This is a genomic window from Pseudomonas sp. NPDC079367, from assembly GCF_044542195.1.
Lineage (GTDB): Bacteria > Pseudomonadota > Gammaproteobacteria > Pseudomonadales > Pseudomonadaceae > Aquipseudomonas.
The window spans coordinates 15,382-35,085 of the sequence record NZ_JBITTW010000010.1 but is presented as its reverse complement, the minus strand read 5'-3'; the positions used below and the strand labels follow the sequence as shown (position 1 = coordinate 35,085).

The 19,704-nt window shown below is 57.0% G+C and carries 13 protein-coding genes; 8 read left to right on the top strand and 5 right to left on the bottom strand.

Going from position 1 to position 19,704, the window contains the following annotated elements; all coding sequences use genetic code 11:
* Positions 1-117: 117 nt before the first annotated feature.
* The 3 genes from ACIGDJ_RS11590 to ACIGDJ_RS11580 are packed head-to-tail and all read right to left on the bottom strand — an operon-like array spanning position 118 to position 3,800.
* Positions 118-1,188 (bottom strand): ABC transporter ATP-binding protein, encoded by a 1,071-nt coding sequence (locus ACIGDJ_RS11590; RefSeq protein ID WP_038442546.1) that lies wholly within the window; start codon positions 1,186-1,188, stop codon positions 118-120.
* Positions 1,185-2,783, bottom strand: coding sequence for an iron ABC transporter permease (locus tag ACIGDJ_RS11585; RefSeq protein WP_038442545.1), 1,599 nt, complete (start codon positions 2,781-2,783; stop codon positions 1,185-1,187). The genes ACIGDJ_RS11590 and ACIGDJ_RS11585 overlap by 4 nt, the downstream gene beginning before the upstream one ends.
* Before the next feature lie 3 nt (positions 2,784-2,786).
* Positions 2,787-3,800 (bottom strand): iron ABC transporter substrate-binding protein, encoded by a 1,014-nt coding sequence (locus ACIGDJ_RS11580; RefSeq protein WP_038442544.1) that lies wholly within the window; start codon positions 3,798-3,800, stop codon positions 2,787-2,789.
* A gap of 501 nt (positions 3,801-4,301) precedes the next feature.
* On the opposite strand from ACIGDJ_RS11580, the gene ACIGDJ_RS11575 reads away from it, so the two are divergent.
* The 8 genes from ACIGDJ_RS11575 to ACIGDJ_RS11540 all read left to right on the top strand — a co-directional run bounded on the left by ACIGDJ_RS11575 (position 4,302) and on the right by ACIGDJ_RS11540 (position 13,952).
* The gene (locus ACIGDJ_RS11575) at positions 4,302-5,273 is read left to right on the top strand and encodes an NAD-dependent epimerase (protein ID WP_038442543.1); all 972 of its coding nucleotides are present in this window, start codon (positions 4,302-4,304) and stop codon (positions 5,271-5,273) included.
* A gap of 34 nt (positions 5,274-5,307) precedes the next feature.
* Positions 5,308-6,051: a glycosyltransferase family 2 protein gene (locus tag ACIGDJ_RS11570; RefSeq protein WP_038442542.1), complete on the top strand. Its 744-nt coding sequence runs from the start codon at positions 5,308-5,310 to the stop codon at positions 6,049-6,051.
* 1 nt (position 6,052) lies between these two features.
* On the top strand, positions 6,053-6,346 hold the full coding sequence (locus tag ACIGDJ_RS11565) for a lipid-A-disaccharide synthase N-terminal domain-containing protein (protein WP_038442541.1): 294 nt from the start codon (positions 6,053-6,055) through the stop codon (positions 6,344-6,346).
* Between the two features lie 67 nt (positions 6,347-6,413).
* Positions 6,414-7,871, top strand: a complete 1,458-nt coding sequence (locus ACIGDJ_RS11560) for a glycosyltransferase family 39 protein (protein WP_052435191.1) — start codon at positions 6,414-6,416, stop codon at positions 7,869-7,871.
* 16 nt (positions 7,872-7,887) lie between these two features.
* Positions 7,888-8,841, top strand: a complete 954-nt coding sequence (locus ACIGDJ_RS11555; protein WP_051903141.1) for an SdiA-regulated domain-containing protein — start codon at positions 7,888-7,890, stop codon at positions 8,839-8,841.
* Between the two features lie 201 nt (positions 8,842-9,042).
* Positions 9,043-10,509, top strand: a complete 1,467-nt coding sequence (locus tag ACIGDJ_RS11550) for an ArnT family glycosyltransferase (protein ID WP_397478866.1) — start codon at positions 9,043-9,045, stop codon at positions 10,507-10,509.
* 251 nt (positions 10,510-10,760) lie between these two features.
* Complete coding sequence (locus ACIGDJ_RS11545; protein WP_038442538.1) at positions 10,761-12,698, top strand: LTA synthase family protein; 1,938 nt, start codon at positions 10,761-10,763, stop codon at positions 12,696-12,698.
* 714 nt (positions 12,699-13,412) lie between these two features.
* Positions 13,413-13,952: a hypothetical protein gene (locus tag ACIGDJ_RS11540; protein ID WP_397478877.1), complete on the top strand. Its 540-nt coding sequence runs from the start codon at positions 13,413-13,415 to the stop codon at positions 13,950-13,952.
* 6 nt (positions 13,953-13,958) lie between these two features.
* Here ACIGDJ_RS11540 and ACIGDJ_RS11535 read toward each other — a convergent pair whose 3' ends face one another.
* Together ACIGDJ_RS11535 and ACIGDJ_RS11530 are read right to left on the bottom strand one after the other, a co-directional pair.
* Positions 13,959-18,095 carry a CheR family methyltransferase gene (locus ACIGDJ_RS11535; protein WP_397478865.1) on the bottom strand — a complete coding sequence of 1,379 codons (4,137 nt, stop codon included), beginning with the start codon at positions 18,093-18,095 and terminating at the stop codon, positions 13,959-13,961.
* 185 nt (positions 18,096-18,280) lie between these two features.
* Positions 18,281-19,636, bottom strand: coding sequence for a lysozyme inhibitor LprI family protein (locus tag ACIGDJ_RS11530; protein WP_397478864.1), 1,356 nt, complete (start codon positions 19,634-19,636; stop codon positions 18,281-18,283).
* Positions 19,637-19,704 lie beyond the last annotated feature (68 nt).

Below are 19,704 nucleotides of genomic sequence, written 5' to 3'. Positions count from 1 at the left end.
ATTCAGGTTTTCGTTACCCTCTATTATTCGAAGTCATTTCGTTTAAATGATTGGCCAGCGGCCGATACGATTAGTTGCCAGAATGCGCCGGTCGGTGGATCTTCGATCTTTGAAAGCTCAAGGTTTGCCCAGTACGTGGGCATGACCGATCATCGAGACGTAAACCGCACTGCCGGCAGGTGGTGCATACAGGCCCGAACTGCGAACCATCAAAGATCGTCCCGACAGATCGTCGGCTGCATGCGCCTGTAACTGCACGGTCAAGGTGCAGGTGTTGCCGCTGAAATCGCGCTCGGTGACCACGGCTCGGCAGCCGACCTCTTCGGAAGGGCCTGGTTGGATGCTGACCAGGTGCAGTTGCTCGGGACGCAGCATGATCTGCGCCGATTGGGTGTTCCGATGATTGTTCACCGGGATACGACCGAGATCGCAATGGGCCCAGCCGGCTTCGATTCTGGCGGGCATGACCACGGCATCCCCCAGAAACAGCGCGGTTTGTTCATTCTCGGGATAACGGTACAGATCCAGCGGATGGCCTGACTGCACCAGCCGACCGTTGCGCATCACCGCCAGCTGATCGGCAAACGACAAAGCTTCGCTCTGGTCATGGGTGACCAGAATGGTGGTGACGCCAGCGTCGCCTAGCAGCCGCGCGACCAATTTGCGCATGGCGGCGCGCAGGCCGGTATCGAGCGCCGAAAACGGTTCATCCAGCAACATCAAGCGCGGCTGTTGCGCCAACGCCCTCGCCAGCGCCACGCGCTGTTGCTGGCCGCCGGAGAGTTCATGGGGCCAACGGTTGGCCATGTTCGCATCCAGCGCCACTCTGTCCATCAACTCCGCGATGCGCTCCTGTTTTGCGCCGCCCTTGGTCGAAAGCCCGAATCCGATGTTGGCGGCCACGGTCATGTGCGGGAACAGGGCGCCGTCCTGAGGCACATAACCGATCTGGCGTTGGTGGGCGGGTACTTCGTGCGTGTCGTCGACCAGCGTCTGGCCGTTGAGCGAAAGGCGCCCCGCATCCGGGAACTCGAAGCCCGCGATCATTCGCAGCAAAGTGGTTTTCCCTGAGCCGGACGGGCCGACGATGACTGTTCGGCTGCCCGTCGGCACCGACAGGTTGATGCTCTCCAGCGCTTGATGGGCGCCGTAGGATTTGCAGATGGAATGGAGTTCAAGAGCGTTCATCGGCCAGCCGTTCGTTTGGATTGGTGATAAAGAAGTCCGGTCAACGGAAGCGACAGCAGGATCATCAACAGGGCGTAGGGCGCCGCGGCGGCGTAATCGATCTCGCTGGTCATGGCCCAGAATCCAGTGGCCAAGGTGCGCGTGCCGTTTGGGGCGAGCAGCAGGGTGGCGGTCAATTCATTGGTGATCGCCAAAAATATCAGCGCGGCACCTGCGGCAGCGCCGGGCGCGGCCAGACGCAAGGTGATCAGCCATAATGCACGGGCGGGCGAGCGGCCTAGGCTGCGGGCCATGTTTTCCAGCTCAACCGGCGCCTGTGCGATGCCTGCGCGCAAACTCACTAGGGCGCGCGGAAGAAACATCAGCAGATACGCCAGCAACACCGTGATAGTCGTCTGGTAAATCGGCCGGGCGAAATGGATGGTGACGGTCACCAATGCCAGGGCCACGACGATCCCGGGCAATGAACTGGTGATGTAGTTGCAGCTTTCCAGCACACGTTGCAACCGGCCCGGCGAGCGAATCGACAGCCAGGCAATTGGGATGCCAGCGCAGGTGGTGAGGACTGCACCCGCAACGCCGAACAGCAGGGTCTGTTCCAGCGCCGGCATCAATTCGTCCAGTTGCCAAACCTGCGTACCTCCGGCGATTAACCACTTGCCTAATGTAATCAATGGCACACCCAGCGCTAGGGCGCATGTCAGCACCTGTAAAGTCAGCGCGAGTGTGTTTGCGGTCGGCGACAGACGCATAACACGCTGCTCGCGGGCGCTGCCCGACCCGACCCGGGCGTAACGCGCACTGCCGCGAGAAGTCGATTCGACGGTCAGCATCACCAGGCAACACAGGGCGAGCACGCTGGCCAGCATGTTTGCGGCGGGGCCGTTGAAGGTGGACTTGAACTGATCGAAGATTGCCGTGGTGAAGGTGTCGAAGCGGATCATCGCGTACAGGCCATATTCGGCCAGCAGGTGCAGGCCCACCAGCAAGGCACCGCCACAGATGGCCAAGCGCAGTTGCGGCAGCACCACTCGGAAAAACACCGCCCAAGGTTTGAGACCCAGCGATTCGGCAACGTCTTCGATGGCCGGATCGAGACGACGCAGCGTCGCAGCAACCGGCAGGTACATGAACGGGAAGTAGGCGATGACCGACACCAGGACCCCGGCAAACAACCCGTGAATCGGTGGGACCAGGCTGACCCAGGCATAGCTGTGAACGAAGGCCGGCACCGCCAGCGGCGCGGTCGCCAACAACGACCACCAACGCCGCCCCGGCAGGTCGGTGCGCTCGGTGAGCCAGGCCAGCGCCACACCGAGCGTGACGCACAAGGGAATCGTGAGCCCCACCAGCAACACGGTGTTGATCAACAACTCGCCAACGCGGGGGCGGAACACCAGCGGCACGAGCGTTGCCCAGCCGGCCTGATAGGACACGCCGATGACGAAGCCAATCGGCAGCAGCGCCAGTAGCGACACCAGCACCGCCAAACCGACCACCCACTCGCCACCGCGACCCGCAAAGAGACCACGAGATCGTCGCCGCAAATTCGCGGGAATCGCCTCAGCGACACCCGTCAGCAAGGTTTCAGGCATCAATTAAAGCAGTCCAGCCTGAGTCATAAGCTCCACGGCTTTTTTACTGTCGAGTTTTGAGGCATCGACGTTCGGTGCGTCGAGTTGCTGCAACGGCACCAGTTTTGGATTGGATTCAGCGTTTTTACCCACCGCGTATTCAAACGATTTACCGGTCTTGAGCACTTCCTGACCGTCTTTGCCAGTGACCCACTTCAGGAACGCCTGGGCTTGTTCTTTGTGTTTACTGGACGCCAGTACGCCGCCACCCGAGACACTGATAAATGCACCCGGATCCTTGTGCTTGAAATAGTTCAAGGCAGTGTCCTTGCTGTTTTCGCCGCTCTTTGCTTTATCCCCGAAGCTGTAATAGTGGTAGATCACGCCGCTGTCGACCTGCCCGGCATTCACCGCTTTCAACACGGAACTGTTGCCCCGGTACGCGGTGAAGTTGGTTTTCATCCCCTTCAACCATTCGAGGGTAGCGGTTTCACCCTTGAGCTCCAGCACTGCGGCGACAATGGCCTGGAAGTCGGCACCGGCCGGTGACGCCGCCCAGCGACCTTTCCATTTCGGATCGGCGAGGTCCATCAGCGACTTCGGCAATTCGGCTTCGAGCAGTTTGCCCGGGTTGTAGACAAACACCGTGGAGCGCGCGGCGATTCCCACCCATTTGCCATGGGCCGGACGATAGGCTGCACCGACTTGTTCCAGAGTGGTCGGCGCAACAGGCGCAAACAGCCCCGCGTTGTCGACCAGCACCATGGCCGGGGAGTTCTCGGTCAGGAACACGTCGGCCGGAGACGCAGCGCCTTCCTGCACAAGCTGATTCCCCATCTCGGTATCATCGCCATTGCGTACGGTGACTTTGATTCCGGTTTCCTTGGTAAAGCCTTCGATCCAGGCTTTGGTCAGGCTTTCGTGTTGAGCGTTGTAGACCACGATGCCATCAGCCTCTGCCGCATACACGTGGCCGGCGCTCAGCAGCGCGGTGGCCAGCAGTGCTGTTTTGAGGAACGAGGGGATAGGGGGCATCATTCTGTGGCAGCTCCTGATTCTTTTTAGAGGTCATGCACACAGATTCGCCGGCTATCAATGCGAATCATTTGCATGTTTTGAGGTGCAGCGAATGTAGAGAGCAAAATGAGAAAAAAACGTCAAAAAACCGTTAATACATGTCATTTTCATTCGGTAGATGGCACTCGCCTGATTGCCCTCTGATTGATATCAAACGATCATCGCCTTCGCTCCATCCATCCCTTTTGCGCACCAGCCGAACGCACAGAAAAGTTGTGGCCTATAGCGCCTGCAGAAAGCCTGTTCTCCTTTAAAATTCGTTGTTTATAGCCCTTTCCCGCTATTACCTCTTGCCACTCACGAAATTTTCATTTCTTTTTGATTATAAGCCTTTGCAGGTACAGAAAAGCCTTGCCATCTAGCAGAGTGATTTATGGAAGTGACCGTCCCTTGTAGTGACTATGTCGGTTTGGCACAGCCAACCCGCTTAGCAGATGTTTGTCGCGCGCAAGGACGAGGCGTATGAGAGTACTGGTAACCGGCGTTGCAGGTTTTATCGGGTTTCATACCGCCAAGCGCCTATGCAGCGATGGCCACGAGGTTATTGGCATCGACAACCTCAACAGCTACTACAGCGTTGAGCTGAAACAGGCTCGACTTTCGCAACTGGCGGCATGCCGCAATTTCCAGTTCAAGTTGCTGGATGTGGCCGACAAACAAGCGCTGCTGGATTTGTTTGCTGAAAATGAGTTCGAGCAAGTCGTTCACCTGGCAGCCCAGGCTGGTGTGCGCTATTCCATCGACCACCCGGACGCCTATGCGCAAAGCAATCTGGTGGGATTCCTTAACGTGTTGGAAGCCTGTCGTGCTCATAGACCGGCGCATCTGATTTACGCCTCAAGTAGCTCGGTATACGGATTGAACGACCATTTACCGTATGCCACGACTGACCCTGTCGATCGGCCGATGTCGTTCTATGCCGCGACCAAGCGCGCCAATGAACTTATGGCTCATTCCTACTCGCATCTCTACGGCATTCCCACTACCGGTCTGCGGTTTTTCACCGTTTATGGGCCTTGGGGGCGGCCGGACATGGCGCTGTTCAAATTCACTGACGCGATCCTGAAAGGTCGCCCCATTGATGTGTACAACGATGGCGCAATGTCCCGCGATTTCACCTATATCGACGACATTGTCGAAGGCCTTATGCGATTGATGCCGCTGCCACCTACCGATGAGACCGGCGCGCGAAACAAGGTTTACAACATTGGATTTGGCGCGCCGGTGAAGCTTCTGGAGTTTGTCGAGTGCATTGAAGAGGCACTGGGAATCCGGTCAGTGAAAAATTTCATGCCGTTGCAGTCAGGCGACGTTCTTAACACGTGGGCCGACACTCGCGAGCTGGAAGACCGTGTGGGTTTTCGCCCGCAGATCACGGTGTCCGTCGGCGTGCAGTCGTTTGTGGATTGGTACCGCAACTATTACGGCGTTTAGCTACTCACTTCTTCGCTTTATTTACGGAAACGTCATGCAAGAAACTCCTTATGTGTCGGTCCTGATTCCGGCAAAAAACGAAGCAGGTAACCTCATTCCACTATTGGAGGAAGTGCGTGCCGCGTTAGCCAACGAGACCTTTGAAGTCATAGTGGTTGACGATGGGAGCACCGACGCCACCGCCATCGAATTACGAACGCTACAAAGTAGTGGTTACAGTCAATTGAGGGTGCTCAGTCATGCACGTTCCCTCGGGCAGAGCACCTCGATTTACCACGCAGCTGAAGTGGCGCGTGGGCATTGGTTGGCAACCCTTGATGGCGATGGCCAGAACGATCCGGCCGATCTACCGAAAATGCTGGACCTGGTTCGTGGTTCGGAGGGTAAACCCGCAGGCGTCAAGCTGGTGGCGGGTCATCGCGTAAATCGCCGGGATACGGCGAGCAAACGCTGGGCTTCGCGATTCGCCAACAATCTGCGCAGTCGCTTGCTGAAAGACCAGACCCCCGATACCGGCTGCGGTATTAAGTTGATTGAACGCGAGGCGTTTCTACGCCTGCCGTATTTCGATCACATGCACCGCTTTATTCCTGCACTGATCCGCCGTCACAACGGACGAATGTTGGTTCAGCCGGTGAACCACCGTGAGCGTGGAGCCGGGGCTTCCAACTACGGAAATCTTGACCGGGCTCTCGTGGGCATTGTTGATCTGTTCGGGGTGTGGTGGCTGGTAAAACGCACCCGCCTGGAAGTCGACGCACAAGAGTCCGAGGTCTGACATGGGTAGAGAATCTTTGTGGTTGGCCATTGGCTTCGTCGGTCAGTTGGCATTCACCGGGCGGTTTGTTCTGCAGTGGCTGTACAGCGAATACAAAAAACGCAGCGTGATCCCTGTCGCATTCTGGTACCTGAGCATCGTCGGTAGTGCGCTGCTATTGGCATATGCAATCTACCGCGAAGACCCGGTTTTTATTGTCGGCCAGTCCTTCGGTTTTATTGTGTACCTGCGCAATTTGCAGTTGATTGCCAAGCATCGTGAGCAGGAAAGCCACGAACTGGATAAAAAGGACTGAGACGGTGCGGATACGACTATCTTCTTCGCGGTTAGAGCTATTGGCTTTTGTGGTGTTGACGTTGGTCATGGTGGGAGCGGGTCTCGGCTGGCGCCAACCGTTGAACGTCGATGAAGAGCGTTTTCTCGGCGTAGCCCTGGAAATGCTGCAGAACGGTTCATGGTTTATTCCCCATCGGGCTGGCGAAATTTACGCAGACAAACCTCCACTTTTCATGTGGGCTGTGGCGCTGTTCGTGCAGCTTACTCACCTGCCAAAAGTGGCCCTGTACTTGCCCGCGCTATTAGCAGGTGCCGTTACTACGGCCTGCTTGTATGACCTGGGCCGTCGCTTGTGGAGCCGGCGAGTAGGTGTAATTGCAGCGATATTGTTTCTCGCGACCTACCAGTCCTACAGCATTTTACGGACGGGGCAGATTGATGGCTTTCTGGCTCTTTGGATAATTCTGGGTATCTACGGTCTATGCAGGCATTTATTGCTCGGCCCGGCGTGGCGCTGGTACTACGTTGCCTGTGCAGCCATGGGGTTTGGCATCATCAGCAAAGGTGTGGGCTTCCTGCCGGTGTTGATGCTGATCCCCTATGCGTATGCGGTGCGCAAAGGTTGGAAAGGCGTGGTGCCCATTCCCGGCAAAGCGGGGGCCTGGTGGCTGGGGCTGCTGGTAGCGTTGGCAGCCATTGCGGTATGGCTGGGACCTCTGGTGGTGATCGTGTTGCAGGGCAGTTCCGATAGCCTGGCTTATGCTCAGGAAATCTTGCTGAAGCAAACGGCTGGCCGTTACGCCAATGCGTGGGAACACCGCGAACCTTTTTGGTATTTCTTCGTCCAGGTTATTCCCAAGTACTGGGTGCCGATTTTTTTCATGCTCCCATGGCTAGTGCCAGCTTGGCGTAAGCAACTGGCCAAGCATGACGGTCGAGTGTTGGTGCTACTCGGTTGGGTGGTACTGGTGTTGTTGTTTTTTAGCCTGAGCAGCGGCAAACGCAAGCTGTATATCTTTCCTGCGTTGCCCGCACTGATTCTGTTAGTGGCGCCACTTATTCCCTGGATGCTGCGCCGATGGTTCAGCAAGCGTCCGAGGGGGCGGACGGTATTTGTTGTATTGACCGCGGTGTGGTTGGGCGCGTGGTTCGTGCGCGGCTTCATCGAGCCCCGAAAAGAAGGCATTAACCCTCACGAAACGATCATGCGTGAAGTGGCGCGACTGACTGGAAACTCCGAGTTGGTGCTGGTCGGTTGGCGTGAAGGACACTGGTTGTTCGCGCAGCAACCTATTGTGCATTTTGGCTTTGCGAACCACCGGGCTTTGGAGCAATCAGCCCTCTGGCTTCGTAACCACCCGCAGGCCTATGCGTTAGTGCCCGCGCACGATCTGGAACGTTGTTACGACCTGCAAAAAGCTCGCAGTGTTGGCGATACCTCAAGGGCTGAGTGGTTCCTGGTTGGCGCGGACGCGGACAACCATAGTTGCCAGTCTCCCGCGCCAGACAAGGTTTACTCATTCGTGTGGAAGCGTTCCCTGTGAGGGGCGGAGTTGTTCTATGAATATTGAATTGAGTGCTGCTCTGGGGTTGCGAAGACCTCAGCGACGACATCGTCTACGCATTTTTATTTTTGTGTTTCTGTTGTTAGGAGTGTTTGGGACGAATTCCTCCCGTTTCTACTGGCACCAGCAGCTTTACCACTCTGTACTGCAAACCTGGAGCAGTGCCAGTCAAGCGACTGGCTTATGGCTGCCAGGCTTTGTGCCTGATGTAGTGGCCAAGCCAATAGAGGGCATTGAAGAAGACATCTCAGGGATCACCTACGACTACGACCATGACCGGTTGCTGACCATTACCAACGGCGGGCTCATGCAAATTGTCGCTCTCGACCGAGCCGGCAATGTACTTGAGCGTTATCCGCTTGAGGGCTTTGACGATACTGAAGGATTGGCCTACATGGGCAATGGTCGAGTCGTTGTCTCTGAAGAGGGTGACCAGCGCCTGACGTTTATTCAACTGCCCGAGAAGTCCGCGACTATTCGAAAGGGAGCAGAGCCGTTCATCACCGTAGGTGTCAACCTGAGCACAAACAATAAGGGCTTTGAAGGAGTGACCTATGACCCTGTAGGGGACCGATTGTTTGCGATCAAGGAGCGCGACCCGCGACAGTTGTATGAGATTGGTGGAGTGTCGAAGAGCCTGAATGGAAACTTGTCCATCAACTTGATCGATCGAACTGAATGGGTGAACCATAGCTTTTTCGGGCGTGACATCGCCGACGCTTATTACGATCCGGGCACTGGCCATCTCGTTTTACTCAGCGAGCAATCCAAATTATTGATTGAGCTGGATAAAGAAGGCCGCTTTGTCAGCTACAAAAGTCTGCTCGAAGGCGTGAAGGATTTTTTCTCGCCCAACGTGCATCCGGAAGGCGTAACCATGGATGCGCAAGGCCATTTGTATGTCGTGGCGGAGCCGAACTTGTTCTATTCGTTTATGCGTAAACCTTGAAGTCGCTTCCCCGGATGAGCTCTTCAGTTTCCCCCAAAGAGCAAATCCCGGGTGGCTATAGCGCCCGACTATCCCTCCAATAAAACTCGCGGGGACGGACTTGAAGGCGCAATACGTTGTTATTTTCACGAAAACACGATGAGCTGACCCGTTGAGCAGACTCACGCATTTTCGTGCATCTTTGGGATGAGTGAGGCGCGTATGAGTACAGAAGGCGAGGTATTTCGGCGGATGCAAGCCGCGCGGCGTGCGCTGGACTGGGCAACCCTGGGCGTGGCGGTGTTGCTCCTGCTGCTGTTTTACTGGGGACTGGGGAGTCTGCCGTTTCTGAGCGTCAATGAAGCCCGGCGCGCGGTGACGACACGGGAAATGTACGAGTCTGCCCAATGGCTGTTGCCGTACATGAACGGCGAGCTGTACCTGTCCAAACCGCCGCTGTTCTATTGGCTGGCCCTGGTCAGCATGTCACTGTCGGGCAGCATCTCCGAATGGAGCGTGCGCCTGCCTTCGGCGCTGTTTGCGACGGTATGTTGTCTGACCTTGTATCGCCAGGCTCGTGCATTCGCCGGGCGACAAGTGGCGCTGCTGGCTGTGATGTTCCTGGCGGCGAATGCCGGGTTCAGCCTGTTTGCCCGCCGTGCAGAAATAGAAATGCCTTTGACCGGCCTGTGTCTGCTGGCACTGTTTTGTGCATGGCGCTTTCTGTTCGCGCAAGGTGGTCGCAGTTGGGTCTGGCTCAGTTACGGGCTGCTCGGCTGTGCCTTGCTGACCAAGGGACCGGTCTGCCTGTTGTGGGTGACCGCACCGATACTGGTCTATGCGTTGATCAGCCGCGATCGCCTGGCCCGAGCTTTTCTGTGTGACAGCCGGGGCTGGATGCTTGCGGTGCTGATCGGGATTTCCTGGTATCTGGCGGTGTCCATGCAGGAGGGCTGGGGAGTCTGGTCGGCCATCATCAACGAAGACATCGTCAAGAAAATCAATGGCCAGGGTGCAGAAGCCTGGTATGCCTATCTGTTGTATTTGGGTGGGGATTTCTTTCCCTTCTGGCTGATATTACTGGTGCGGCCGCGGCAACTCTGGCACGCCATCCGTCTGAGCCCGCAGTTGACCCTGTTGCTGTGCTGCATTCTGGTGCCGCTGCTGGTCTTCTCGCTGTTCACCGAAAAGCACGCCAAGTACTTGTTGCCTGTTTACCCGGCCATCGCCCTTTTGTTGGCCTGGCACTGGAGCCAACTGCTGACCGAGGCCCGGCACCCTTGGTGGCGCTGGAGTCTGCGCGTTGTTCCGGCCGTGGTACTGGCGGGATACACGCTGTTCTACCTGGGCCTTGAAGGGCGGGTGTTCGCCCATCGGATCGACGGATTTCCGCAGATAAAGGCCGCCACCGACGCGTACCCAAACTTCCCGGCCTATAGCTTGGGAGCTGCGGACATTCGCCTGGTCTATTACATGGGTCGGCCCGTCAGTTCGATCACCGAGTTGGAAGCCAGCAGCGTAGCCCATACGCCGGGCCTGCTGTTTGTCCGGGAACCGCTTCCTGCGGCATTGCAAGCCTTGGCGCCTTGCACCCTGACGCGGATCGAGTCGTACCTGAGACCCAAGCGTTCGGCCCTGCTGCTCGGGCTGGGCTCTTTGTGCGCCAATCAAGGCCAGATCAAACCTTGAAACTGCGTCATTGAAGCTCTGCATGACTGGAGGTTGGGCTTGCCGAACGCTTGCAGCCTAACCTTTTCAATAACCTGTACTCTTCATTGCTTTGACGAAATTTTGCTAATTCGTCGGATAGATTTACTTCCCCTCCAAATGAGTCGTAATTCAGTGAGTTCGAAGACAAGAATGTCTCAGTGCTTATGACTTGTCGGCCAATCGGCACAGCAATTTGCAATCTGGAGGGGAGCACAACAAGGAGTTTTTTAATGCGTTTGCCCGCTTCAGCCCCTCTGCGTTTCCTACTGATAATCACAAGCCTGTGGCTAGTGATTTTTTTCCTCACCCGCCTAGTGTTACTCGCTACTCATCTTTCAGAGTCGGGCACTGCATTTGCGTCGATCTTTGGCATCGGCGTCTTATACGACCTGAGCTTTTTACTGTACGCCGCAACGCCGATGAGCCTTTATCTGCTGCTGTGCCCGCCGTCGCTGTGGCGTTTACGCGGTCACCTCTGGTTTTTGCAGGGGCTACTGACGCTCAGCGTTTTCGCCATGTTATTTACTGCGGTGGCTGAATGGCTGTTCTGGGACGAGTTCGGCGTACGCTTCAATTTTATTGCCGTGGATTATCTGGTGTACTCCGACGAGGTGTTGAACAACATCCTGGAGTCCTACCCAATTGGCAAATTGCTTAGCGGGCTGGCGGTGATCGCGGTTGTCATTTGCATTGCTCTGCACAAACCTCTACAGCGGGTGATTGGTGCGCCGTTGCCGTCCTGGCGCCAACGCCTGCTGAGTATCGCAGTGATTTTCGCTCTGAGTGCTGTCGTTCTGTTGGTCGTTGACCAAGACACTCCACGTGGTAAGGGGGGCAACACCTATCAGCATGAGCTGGCCAGCAATGGTCCCTACCAGTTCTTTGCCGCATTTCGCAATAACGAGCTGGATTACGATAAGTTCTACGGCACGTTGCCCAATGACGCGTTTGGCAAGAACATCCACCAAGAGTTGGCGGAAGGCGATGTGCGGTTCATCGGTAAGGATTCGCTCGATGTCCGTCGAATCGTGACCCAGAACGATAAGACCCAGCGACATAATATTATTTTGGTGACAATCGAAAGCTTCAGCGCCAAGTACATGGGCAGCAATGGGGGCGTCGGTAACCTGACGCCCAACCTCGACCAACTGCGTAAAGAGAGCCTGTACTTCAACAACTTCTATGCCACTGGCACCAGGACGGACCGCGGCCTGGAAGCCATTACGTTGTCTATACCGCCGACGCCGGGACGCTCTATTGTCAAACGGGTTGGCCGTGAAAGTGGTTTCGCCAGCTTGGGCCAACAGCTGAATCACGTCGGTTACGACAGCGTTTTTGTGTATGGCGGCCGTGGCTACTTTGACAACATGAATGCGTTCTTCAGCGGAAATGGTTATCGGGTCGTCGATCAAAGCAGTGTCGATGAAGCTGAGATCCAGTTCAAAAATGCCTGGGGTATGGCTGATGAAGATCTTTACCAGCAAACGCTGAAGCTGGCAGACCAGAATTTTGCCAAACAGACACCTTTCCTGCTGCAACTGATGACCACCTCCAACCATCGTCCATACACTTACCCTGAAGGCAGGATTGACATTGCATCCGGTGACGGACGTGACGGCGCTGTGAAATATACCGACTATGCAATCGGCAGGTTTCTTGAAGCAGCCCGAAAGAAAGCCTGGTTCGACGACACTATCTTCGTCTTTGTCGCTGACCACACCGCTGGCAGCGCGGGCAAGGAAGACCTTCCGATTCGCAACTACCAGATCCCTTTGTTCATCTATGCGCCCAAGCTCATTCCGGCACGTGAAGAAGGCCAGCTAGCGAGTCAGATCGACCTGGCTCCAACCCTGCTTGGCCTGTTGAATCTCAATTACGAATCGACATTCTTTGGTCGCAATTTGCTTCTGCCTTCCACCTTGCCGCCCCGCGTTTTGGTAGGCAATTACCAACACCTTGGCCTGTTCGATGGTAAAGATCTGGCGATTCTCAGCCCGCGAGCGATGTTGCGACGCCACGATGACGCGCTGGGTGCCAGCCATGAGGTGACGGTTCAACTCGACGACCCTCTTGTCTCACGTGCGATTACCTACTACCAGGCCGCGAGTTATGGTTTCACCCATGGATTGTTGAATTGGCCCGGCAGTGAAAACATCACCAAGCAATAGCTCCCGACACTAATCGCCCCCGCATACCGGTCTATTTATGTGGGGGTTAAAGCTGGGTAACCGTCCAGCCCTCACACCCTCCTGATCGCAACGAATGGGGCGAAGGTGTCCACCTAATTTTGAAGTGAACACCCTCTCTAGCCTTTTTGAGCTGACGTCAAGAGCACGAGCAGATCTTCAATGCGTTCGACACCACGAAAGGCAGCGGCATGGAAATGAGGCCGGATATCTGCAGGTCGGTGATCAGCGCACACGGTGTTACGCTGGTCGTCTGAACCGTGAACAGGGCGCCCGGATGACTGTGCGAGGCGGTTTGGATGCTGGCGGCATGCCCTCGAGCTTTTGATCGTTCACGCTTTTGCCAGCAGTATTCGTGGCCAATTCTAGTCCCCACTTCGGTCCCCACTTCCCATGATGCAGAACGCTACAAGGAGAAACCTCACGACACGAGTAGAATAGATAGACCCTTTAATAACAGAGATTTGTGGAGTTTCAGGAAGCGAACAGAATCAAGCTGACTCACCAAAGCATCTGCCTCCTAAGGGGAAGGTTGCAGGTTCGAACCCCGCCTGGGACACCACTTCTTCAACACCGAAAGCCCCGTCGCATTTACGTGCGACGGGGCTTTTTGCGTTTAACGTCAGCCGACGAATTGTTGTGGCGATCCGCCGGATCTGTGCCTTAATTTCCGACTCCCAAGGGAGGACAGCCATGGTGCGACGTCGGGGTGCCCAGTACTGGTTTTGGACCAACAGCCGTTTAGCGTTGCACAGCCATGAAGAGGTGTTGAGCGACGGCTTGCAGATCGAGGTGCAGGCGCGGATCAACACAAGCGGCGTGACACAGGTGTTCGTCGGGGTTTATCTGCCGGACGGGCGGGCGGTCAGTGAAGAGTTTCACGATCTTGAAACCCAGGAGTCTTGCGAGCTGGCCTTGAAGTGGGGCACCCGGCGGGCGCGGGAGATCGTTGTCGATTATCAGGGCTTCACCGCGCCGCACCGTGTGCAATGCGTTTTAAGTACGGTGGCGACTGACCCTCTGTCGCTGGCCCTGCGCCGGATGGACATGAGCGAAACCGAGCGGCTCAAGCTCAGGGCTGCCGACGCCTGGTCGGAATACCTGGAAGCCAAAGCCGTCGTGCTTGAGTTGATGCGCCGCACGCGCGTCGATCCCGGCCTCTGGGCCGAGAGCAAGGCGCGTTTGCAGCAGGCGATCGATCGCCGGGTCTGCGTGCAGCGCGCTTATCTGTGCTGAGTGCTGTTATAGCAACTCCGAGCGGCGCAGCGCCTCGATGGTTTCAATCAGATCGTCGTACGCCACGGGTTTGCCCAAGTGCTGATCGAAGCCGGCTTCACGGGACTTCTGCATATCGCTCTGAGTGCCATAACCGGTGAGCGCGATCGCCGGTACGTTTTTCACCAGCGGTAACTTACGCAGTGCAGCCATCAGTTCATAACCGCTCATGACCGGCATGCCAAGGTCGGAAATGATCAGATCGAAGCGCGTGCCCTCGGCAGCTTTCAGGGCGGCCACGGGGTGGTCGAACGCGGTCACCTCGGCATCTTCCATTTCCAGCAGCATCTTCAAGGTCTCGAGCACTTGCGGCGAGTCATCAACCAGCAGAATGCTCAAGCCCACCAGCTTGCCCGACTCCGGTTCTGCCGGCGGCTGCTCAGCGGTTTCTACGGTTTCGGTTGCCAGCGGCAGGCATACGGTGAACGTGCATCCGGCGCCCAGCCCCGGTGAGGCGACCCGTACCGTGCCGTGTTGCGCCTCGGTCAGTTGCCGTACCAGCGACAAGCCAATGCCGAGCCCTTCGCGTTGATGATTGGTGTGCTGCTTTTCCGCCTGGCCGAACAGGTCGAACACGTGTTCGAGGTTTTCTGCGGCAATGCCGACGCCGTTGTCCTTGACGTTGAGTTGAGCCATTTGCCCGCTCTTGCTGGCAATCAATTCGATGCGCCCGGTCGGTGGGGTGAATTTCAGCGCGTTGTTCACCAGATTCCAGATGATTTGCTCAACACGGGTAGGATCGGCATGGATGAACAGCGACTCTTCCGGCAGTTGCAGTTCGATGTGCGTTGCATGCTGCTCATTCAGCACAACCGTGTGGATGTCACGCAGTACGGTGCTGAGGTCGACTCGCGTCAATTGCAGCTTGAGCTTGCCGGTGCGTACGCGAGCCACGTCGAGCAAATCGTCGATAATCCGCGCTTGGCTGTTCACAGCATCGCAAATGGTGTTGACGGCTTTGGTCGCCGGGCCAGCAGTGCGGATCATCGGCAGGCGGCGAAGCAGTTCGGCATTGAGCTGAATCAGGTTCAACGGATGCTTGAGTTCGTGGGACATGACTGCAAAGAATTCGTCGCGCAGCGATACCGTGTTGCGTGTCTGGGCCAGTTCCTGGCTTTGCTCGTCCTGCGTGCGTTTATGCCCGGTCAGGTCGCGAGCGATCTTCACATAACCCTGCAGATGATCGCCGCTGAGCAACGTGACTTCGCCGCTGCAGAAAAACCGGCTGCCATCCTTGCGAACGTGCCAGCGCTCGTCCTGGGCGCGCCCGTGCAGACGAGCCGTCGCCAGTTCGTTTTCGGCCATACCGGCGTTGCGGTCTTCGCCGGTAAAAATGAAATCGTAGAACTGCCCCTCGGCCTCGCTCTTGGGGTGACCGAAGATCAGTTCGGCACCCTTGTTCCAACTGGTGATCACACCCATTTCATCGAGAATGATGATTGCGTAATCGCGGGTGCTTTCGGCGACCAGACGCATGCGTTCTTCGCCCAGGCGCAGCTCTTCCTCGGCTTCGCGGCGCTTGCTGATGTCGATGAAGGTCAGCACCGTGCCGTCGATATGGTCTTCGCTGGAGCGGTAAGGCAATAGACGGGCGATGTACCAGCGATTATCGGTGCTGTTGACCTCGCGTTCGATCATGTTCAACGATTCGAACACCTGCGCAGCGTCCTCGGCCATTGCCGGGTAATTCAAGCGATGAGTGATATCAAGCAGCGAACGGCCGGTGTCTACCGGCAGCATGCTGAAGATGTCCGTGGCACGAGGCGTGAACCACTTTATGCGCATGCTGCGATCAACGAATACCGTAGCAATGTCAGTGGAAGCGATCAGATTGGTCAGATAATCGTTGATCTTGTCGGTTTCTTCGACTTTGGTCTTCAGTTCGTAATTGACCGTCAACAGCTCTTCATTGATTGACTGCAACTCTTCCTTGCTGGTCTCCAGCTCTTCGGTGGCCGAGCGCAGTTCTTCGTTGATCGCCTGCATCTCCTCATTGGAAGCCTTGAGCTCTTCGCTGGAGATTTCCGACTGTTCGATGGTGTCCTGCAAATGCAATTTGGTGCGTTGCAGCTCACGTTCGAGGTTGGAGAGCACCTGGCTTTCAGTCTGCAGCACCGTGGTCAGCGCCTGCTCGTGCGCATCGATCTCCGTTTCATCGAAGGTCACCAGCACACACTCGCTGTCGAAGTCGTCGTCCTTGTACGGCTGTGCAATCAGCGTGATGCGGAACTGGCGCTCCTCACGCTTGAGCACCACTTCTCGCGAGCATACGGTGACATTGCTCTGCTGCACCTGGAACAGCGTGGTGCGAATTTCCAGGCGCAGCTCCGGCAGGATCAGCGTCAACAAGTTGCGTGACAGCTCGCCGCCGACATGCCGCAGGAAACGCCCGGCGGCTTCGCTCATGTGCAGGATATCGGCATTGGTGTCGACGATGATGCTCGGCGGGGCGAAGCGTTCTATGGCGCGGCGGTGGATATCGGCAAACGACAGCTTGACGGGCTCGATGGCCTTCGATGGCGGTCGGGAAACGCTGGTGCGCATGTAGCCGCCGCGTGGCATGGTCGGTGTTCTGCGGCTGTTCGGGGTACCGGTCTTGGCACGGAAGATGCGGTTGCGCTTGTCTACTGGCGCGAACAGTTCATGGCAGGCATCGGCACTTTCCGAGGTGCCGAGAAACAGGAAGCCGCCCGGTCGCAGGGCAAAGTGGAACATCTGCAGGATTTCCCGCTGCACCTCGCGATCCAGGTAAATCAGCAGATTGCGGCAAACGATCAGGTCGATCTGCGAGAACGGCGGATCGGACAACAGGCTGTGCTTGGCGAACAGCACTTTCTCGCGGATCTCCTTGCGGATCCGGTAGTGGTCATCGTCTTTGACGAAATAATGCCGCAGGCGTGTTGGCGGTACGTCGGTGACGATGGCTTGCGGATAAGTGCCGGCGCGGCCGGTGGTGATCGCACGTTCGTCGATATCGGTGGCGAACACTTGCAGGTTGGCCTTGCTGCTTTGTACCTGCATCTGATCGTCGAGCAGGATCGCCAGGCTGTAGGCTTCCTCGCCGGTCGAGCAACCGGCAGACCAGACGCGCAGTTCTTCTTTTTCCGACGAGTCGGCAACCGATTGCACCAGTTGCGGCAGCACATCGCGCTCAAGGGCTTCGAAGGCTTCGCGGTCACGGAAGAAGTTGGTCACGCCGATCAGCATATCGCCGAGCAGGGCCTTGGCTTCTTCCGGGGTATTTTGCAGGTAGTCGTAGTAGGCGCTGAGGTCAGACTGGCTGGTGACCTGCATGCGCCGCTCGATGCGGCGCAACACGGTGGCGCGCTTGTAGTGTTTGAAGTCGTGGCCGGTGCTGCTGCGCAGGTACAGCAGGATTTCATGCAGGCGTTGTTCGGCGATTGCCGCCTCGTGTTCGTTGACAGGCTTCAAGGCTTTCAGGCTCGGATCATTGGCGCTGGGCAGTTTGATGTTCTGAGAGTTGCGCCAGAGCTCCATCAGCTTCTGCGGCATCTCAACCACTGGCACAACCAGATCGACCATGCGCGTCTCGATGGCGGCGCGCGGCATGCCGTCGAACTCGGCGTCTTCCGGCACTTGCACCAGCGTCACGCCGCCCTGTTCCTTGATTCGCGACAAGCCCACCGCACCATCGGAACCGGTGCCTGACAACACCACGCAGAACGCCCGTTCACGGTGCACATCGGCCAGATCGCGAAAGAACAGGTCGATGGCCGTGTGGCGCGCCTGCGGAGAACCGGCCGTGCTGACCCGCAGATAGCCGTCGTTCATCGACAGCGAATGCGCTGGCGAGATCACGTACACGCAATTCTTTTCGATCGGCACCGGCTGCGTCACTTGCAGCACCGGCATGCGCGTCGACTCCTGAATGATCTTGTCGGCGATGCTCTGATGATCGGGCGACAGGTGCAGAATGATCACAAAGGCCATGCCGGTGTCCTTGGGCATGTGCTCGAAAAACAGCTTGATCGCTTTCAGGCCGCCCGCCGAGGCGCCGATGCCCACCACCGGAAAATTCAGGTGGCTGGGTGTCACATCCTTGCGCTCGGGCGCAGAGGGCGAGGCAGGGGTTTTCGAGGTCATGGCATTGGCCTTTTTTTGTGGCGGTACAAGCGTATCGCAGACGTCCGGGGGCGCAGGTAATTGAGCAGAATAAACCTCATTTGCAGATCTGCCTTCATTTTTGCAAGACAAACGCCTTGTCTGGGCGTGTGACATCCCTGAAGCGGCAAGCGTGCCGATTATTTTGCCGGTGTGATGATCGGTGGTCAGCCGCCGTTGAGTTCGACTATCCCGATGCTTGCATTGACGTCGGTGAGATGCCTACGGCCGTAGACTTCGTAGGCAGTCCCGCTTGCCTCTTCACCCGGTTTGCGCACCGCCAATTGGGCGAATAACCCAGTCATTTCGCTGTAGCTGCCGAACCAGTCAATCAGCGCACCGATGTAGCATTCCCCGCCGATCATCACCGGCAGATCGGTGATCTTCTCGATGGCGTAGTGCGTCGGGCCGTAGCTGTAGTAATCGTCGTCTCCGGTACCCGTGGGAGGAATTGGGCAAAGGGGCGCGTTATTGGTTGAGTCGGGGGCGGCTTTCATCGCTTGAGTGACGGCGTGGTCGAGTGCCGCGTGCAAATCCGCTTCGAGCTTATACGTGCTGGTGCCGTCCTCTTTGTTTTGAGTCGCAGGCACTTGCAGTGTGTAAGCGTAACGCGCGGTCACGGTTGGTACTTGAAGGTTGACCTTCAGCGGATTGAGCAGATACAGATTATCGACACCGTAGGCGCTGTTTCGATAGGCGGCATAAATTCTGTCGTGGAGTTTGATCCAACTGATCGCCTGATTGGCGCCACGGTCGTTGGTATGGAACAGCGAACTTTCCCGCTCGACAGATCTTCTGACAAACCGCGCGCCCGTCCGGCGCCAGGTTTCCACGTAGGTGAACAGGCCGGTGCCGCCTGCGTAGGTCTGAACGATAAGGTCGCGCTGGCCGTCATTGTCCAGATCCAGCAGTGCGTAGGTCGTCGGTCCTGTTTCGGCGGCGCCTTCGATGTTCGAGGCGTTCAATGCTCGCCACTCATCCTCGCTCACGCCTTTGGGGCGCGACGTGGGGAAGTTGGTTTGCTCGCCGTAACTGTCATCGACTGGATCGCCTGCGAACGATGTCTCAGAAGAGTCCAAAGCCCGTGCGTCCAAGGCACGCTCCAGCGCAAATTCCGGGTGGCTTTTGCTCTCGGTCCGAATGCTTTCCTGCAGATCGTTCATTGCCTGAAGATCAACGGCATCCGGTTGCCACGCCACGGCTTGCGTCCACTGTGCCTGCAATGCTTGCAGGCGCTGGCGATAGCTGCCATCCAGGCAAGCGACATCATCTGCGCAGGCATTGCGGGTTTTCAGCCAGGCGCGCTGGGTGCGCTTGAGTTCAGGTTGCGCCGCTGTGGCAGTTGTCATCACCTGGCGGTACAGCCCACCCATCTGCGCGTCCAGCTCATACAGTGGTTTATTCGCGCAAATCGTGATTTCGGCAGCGCTTGTGGCTTTTGTGCAATCCATCGCTGCCGCTGTCGCTTGCTGGATAAAGGCCAGCAAACCCGCTGACAGGATGTAGCGTCCCTTGATGTACACGATTCAGTCCCTATGGAAATCCTTGAGCAGGCGCGCAGAGTAATACTCCAGGCAACATTCTTGAAGCA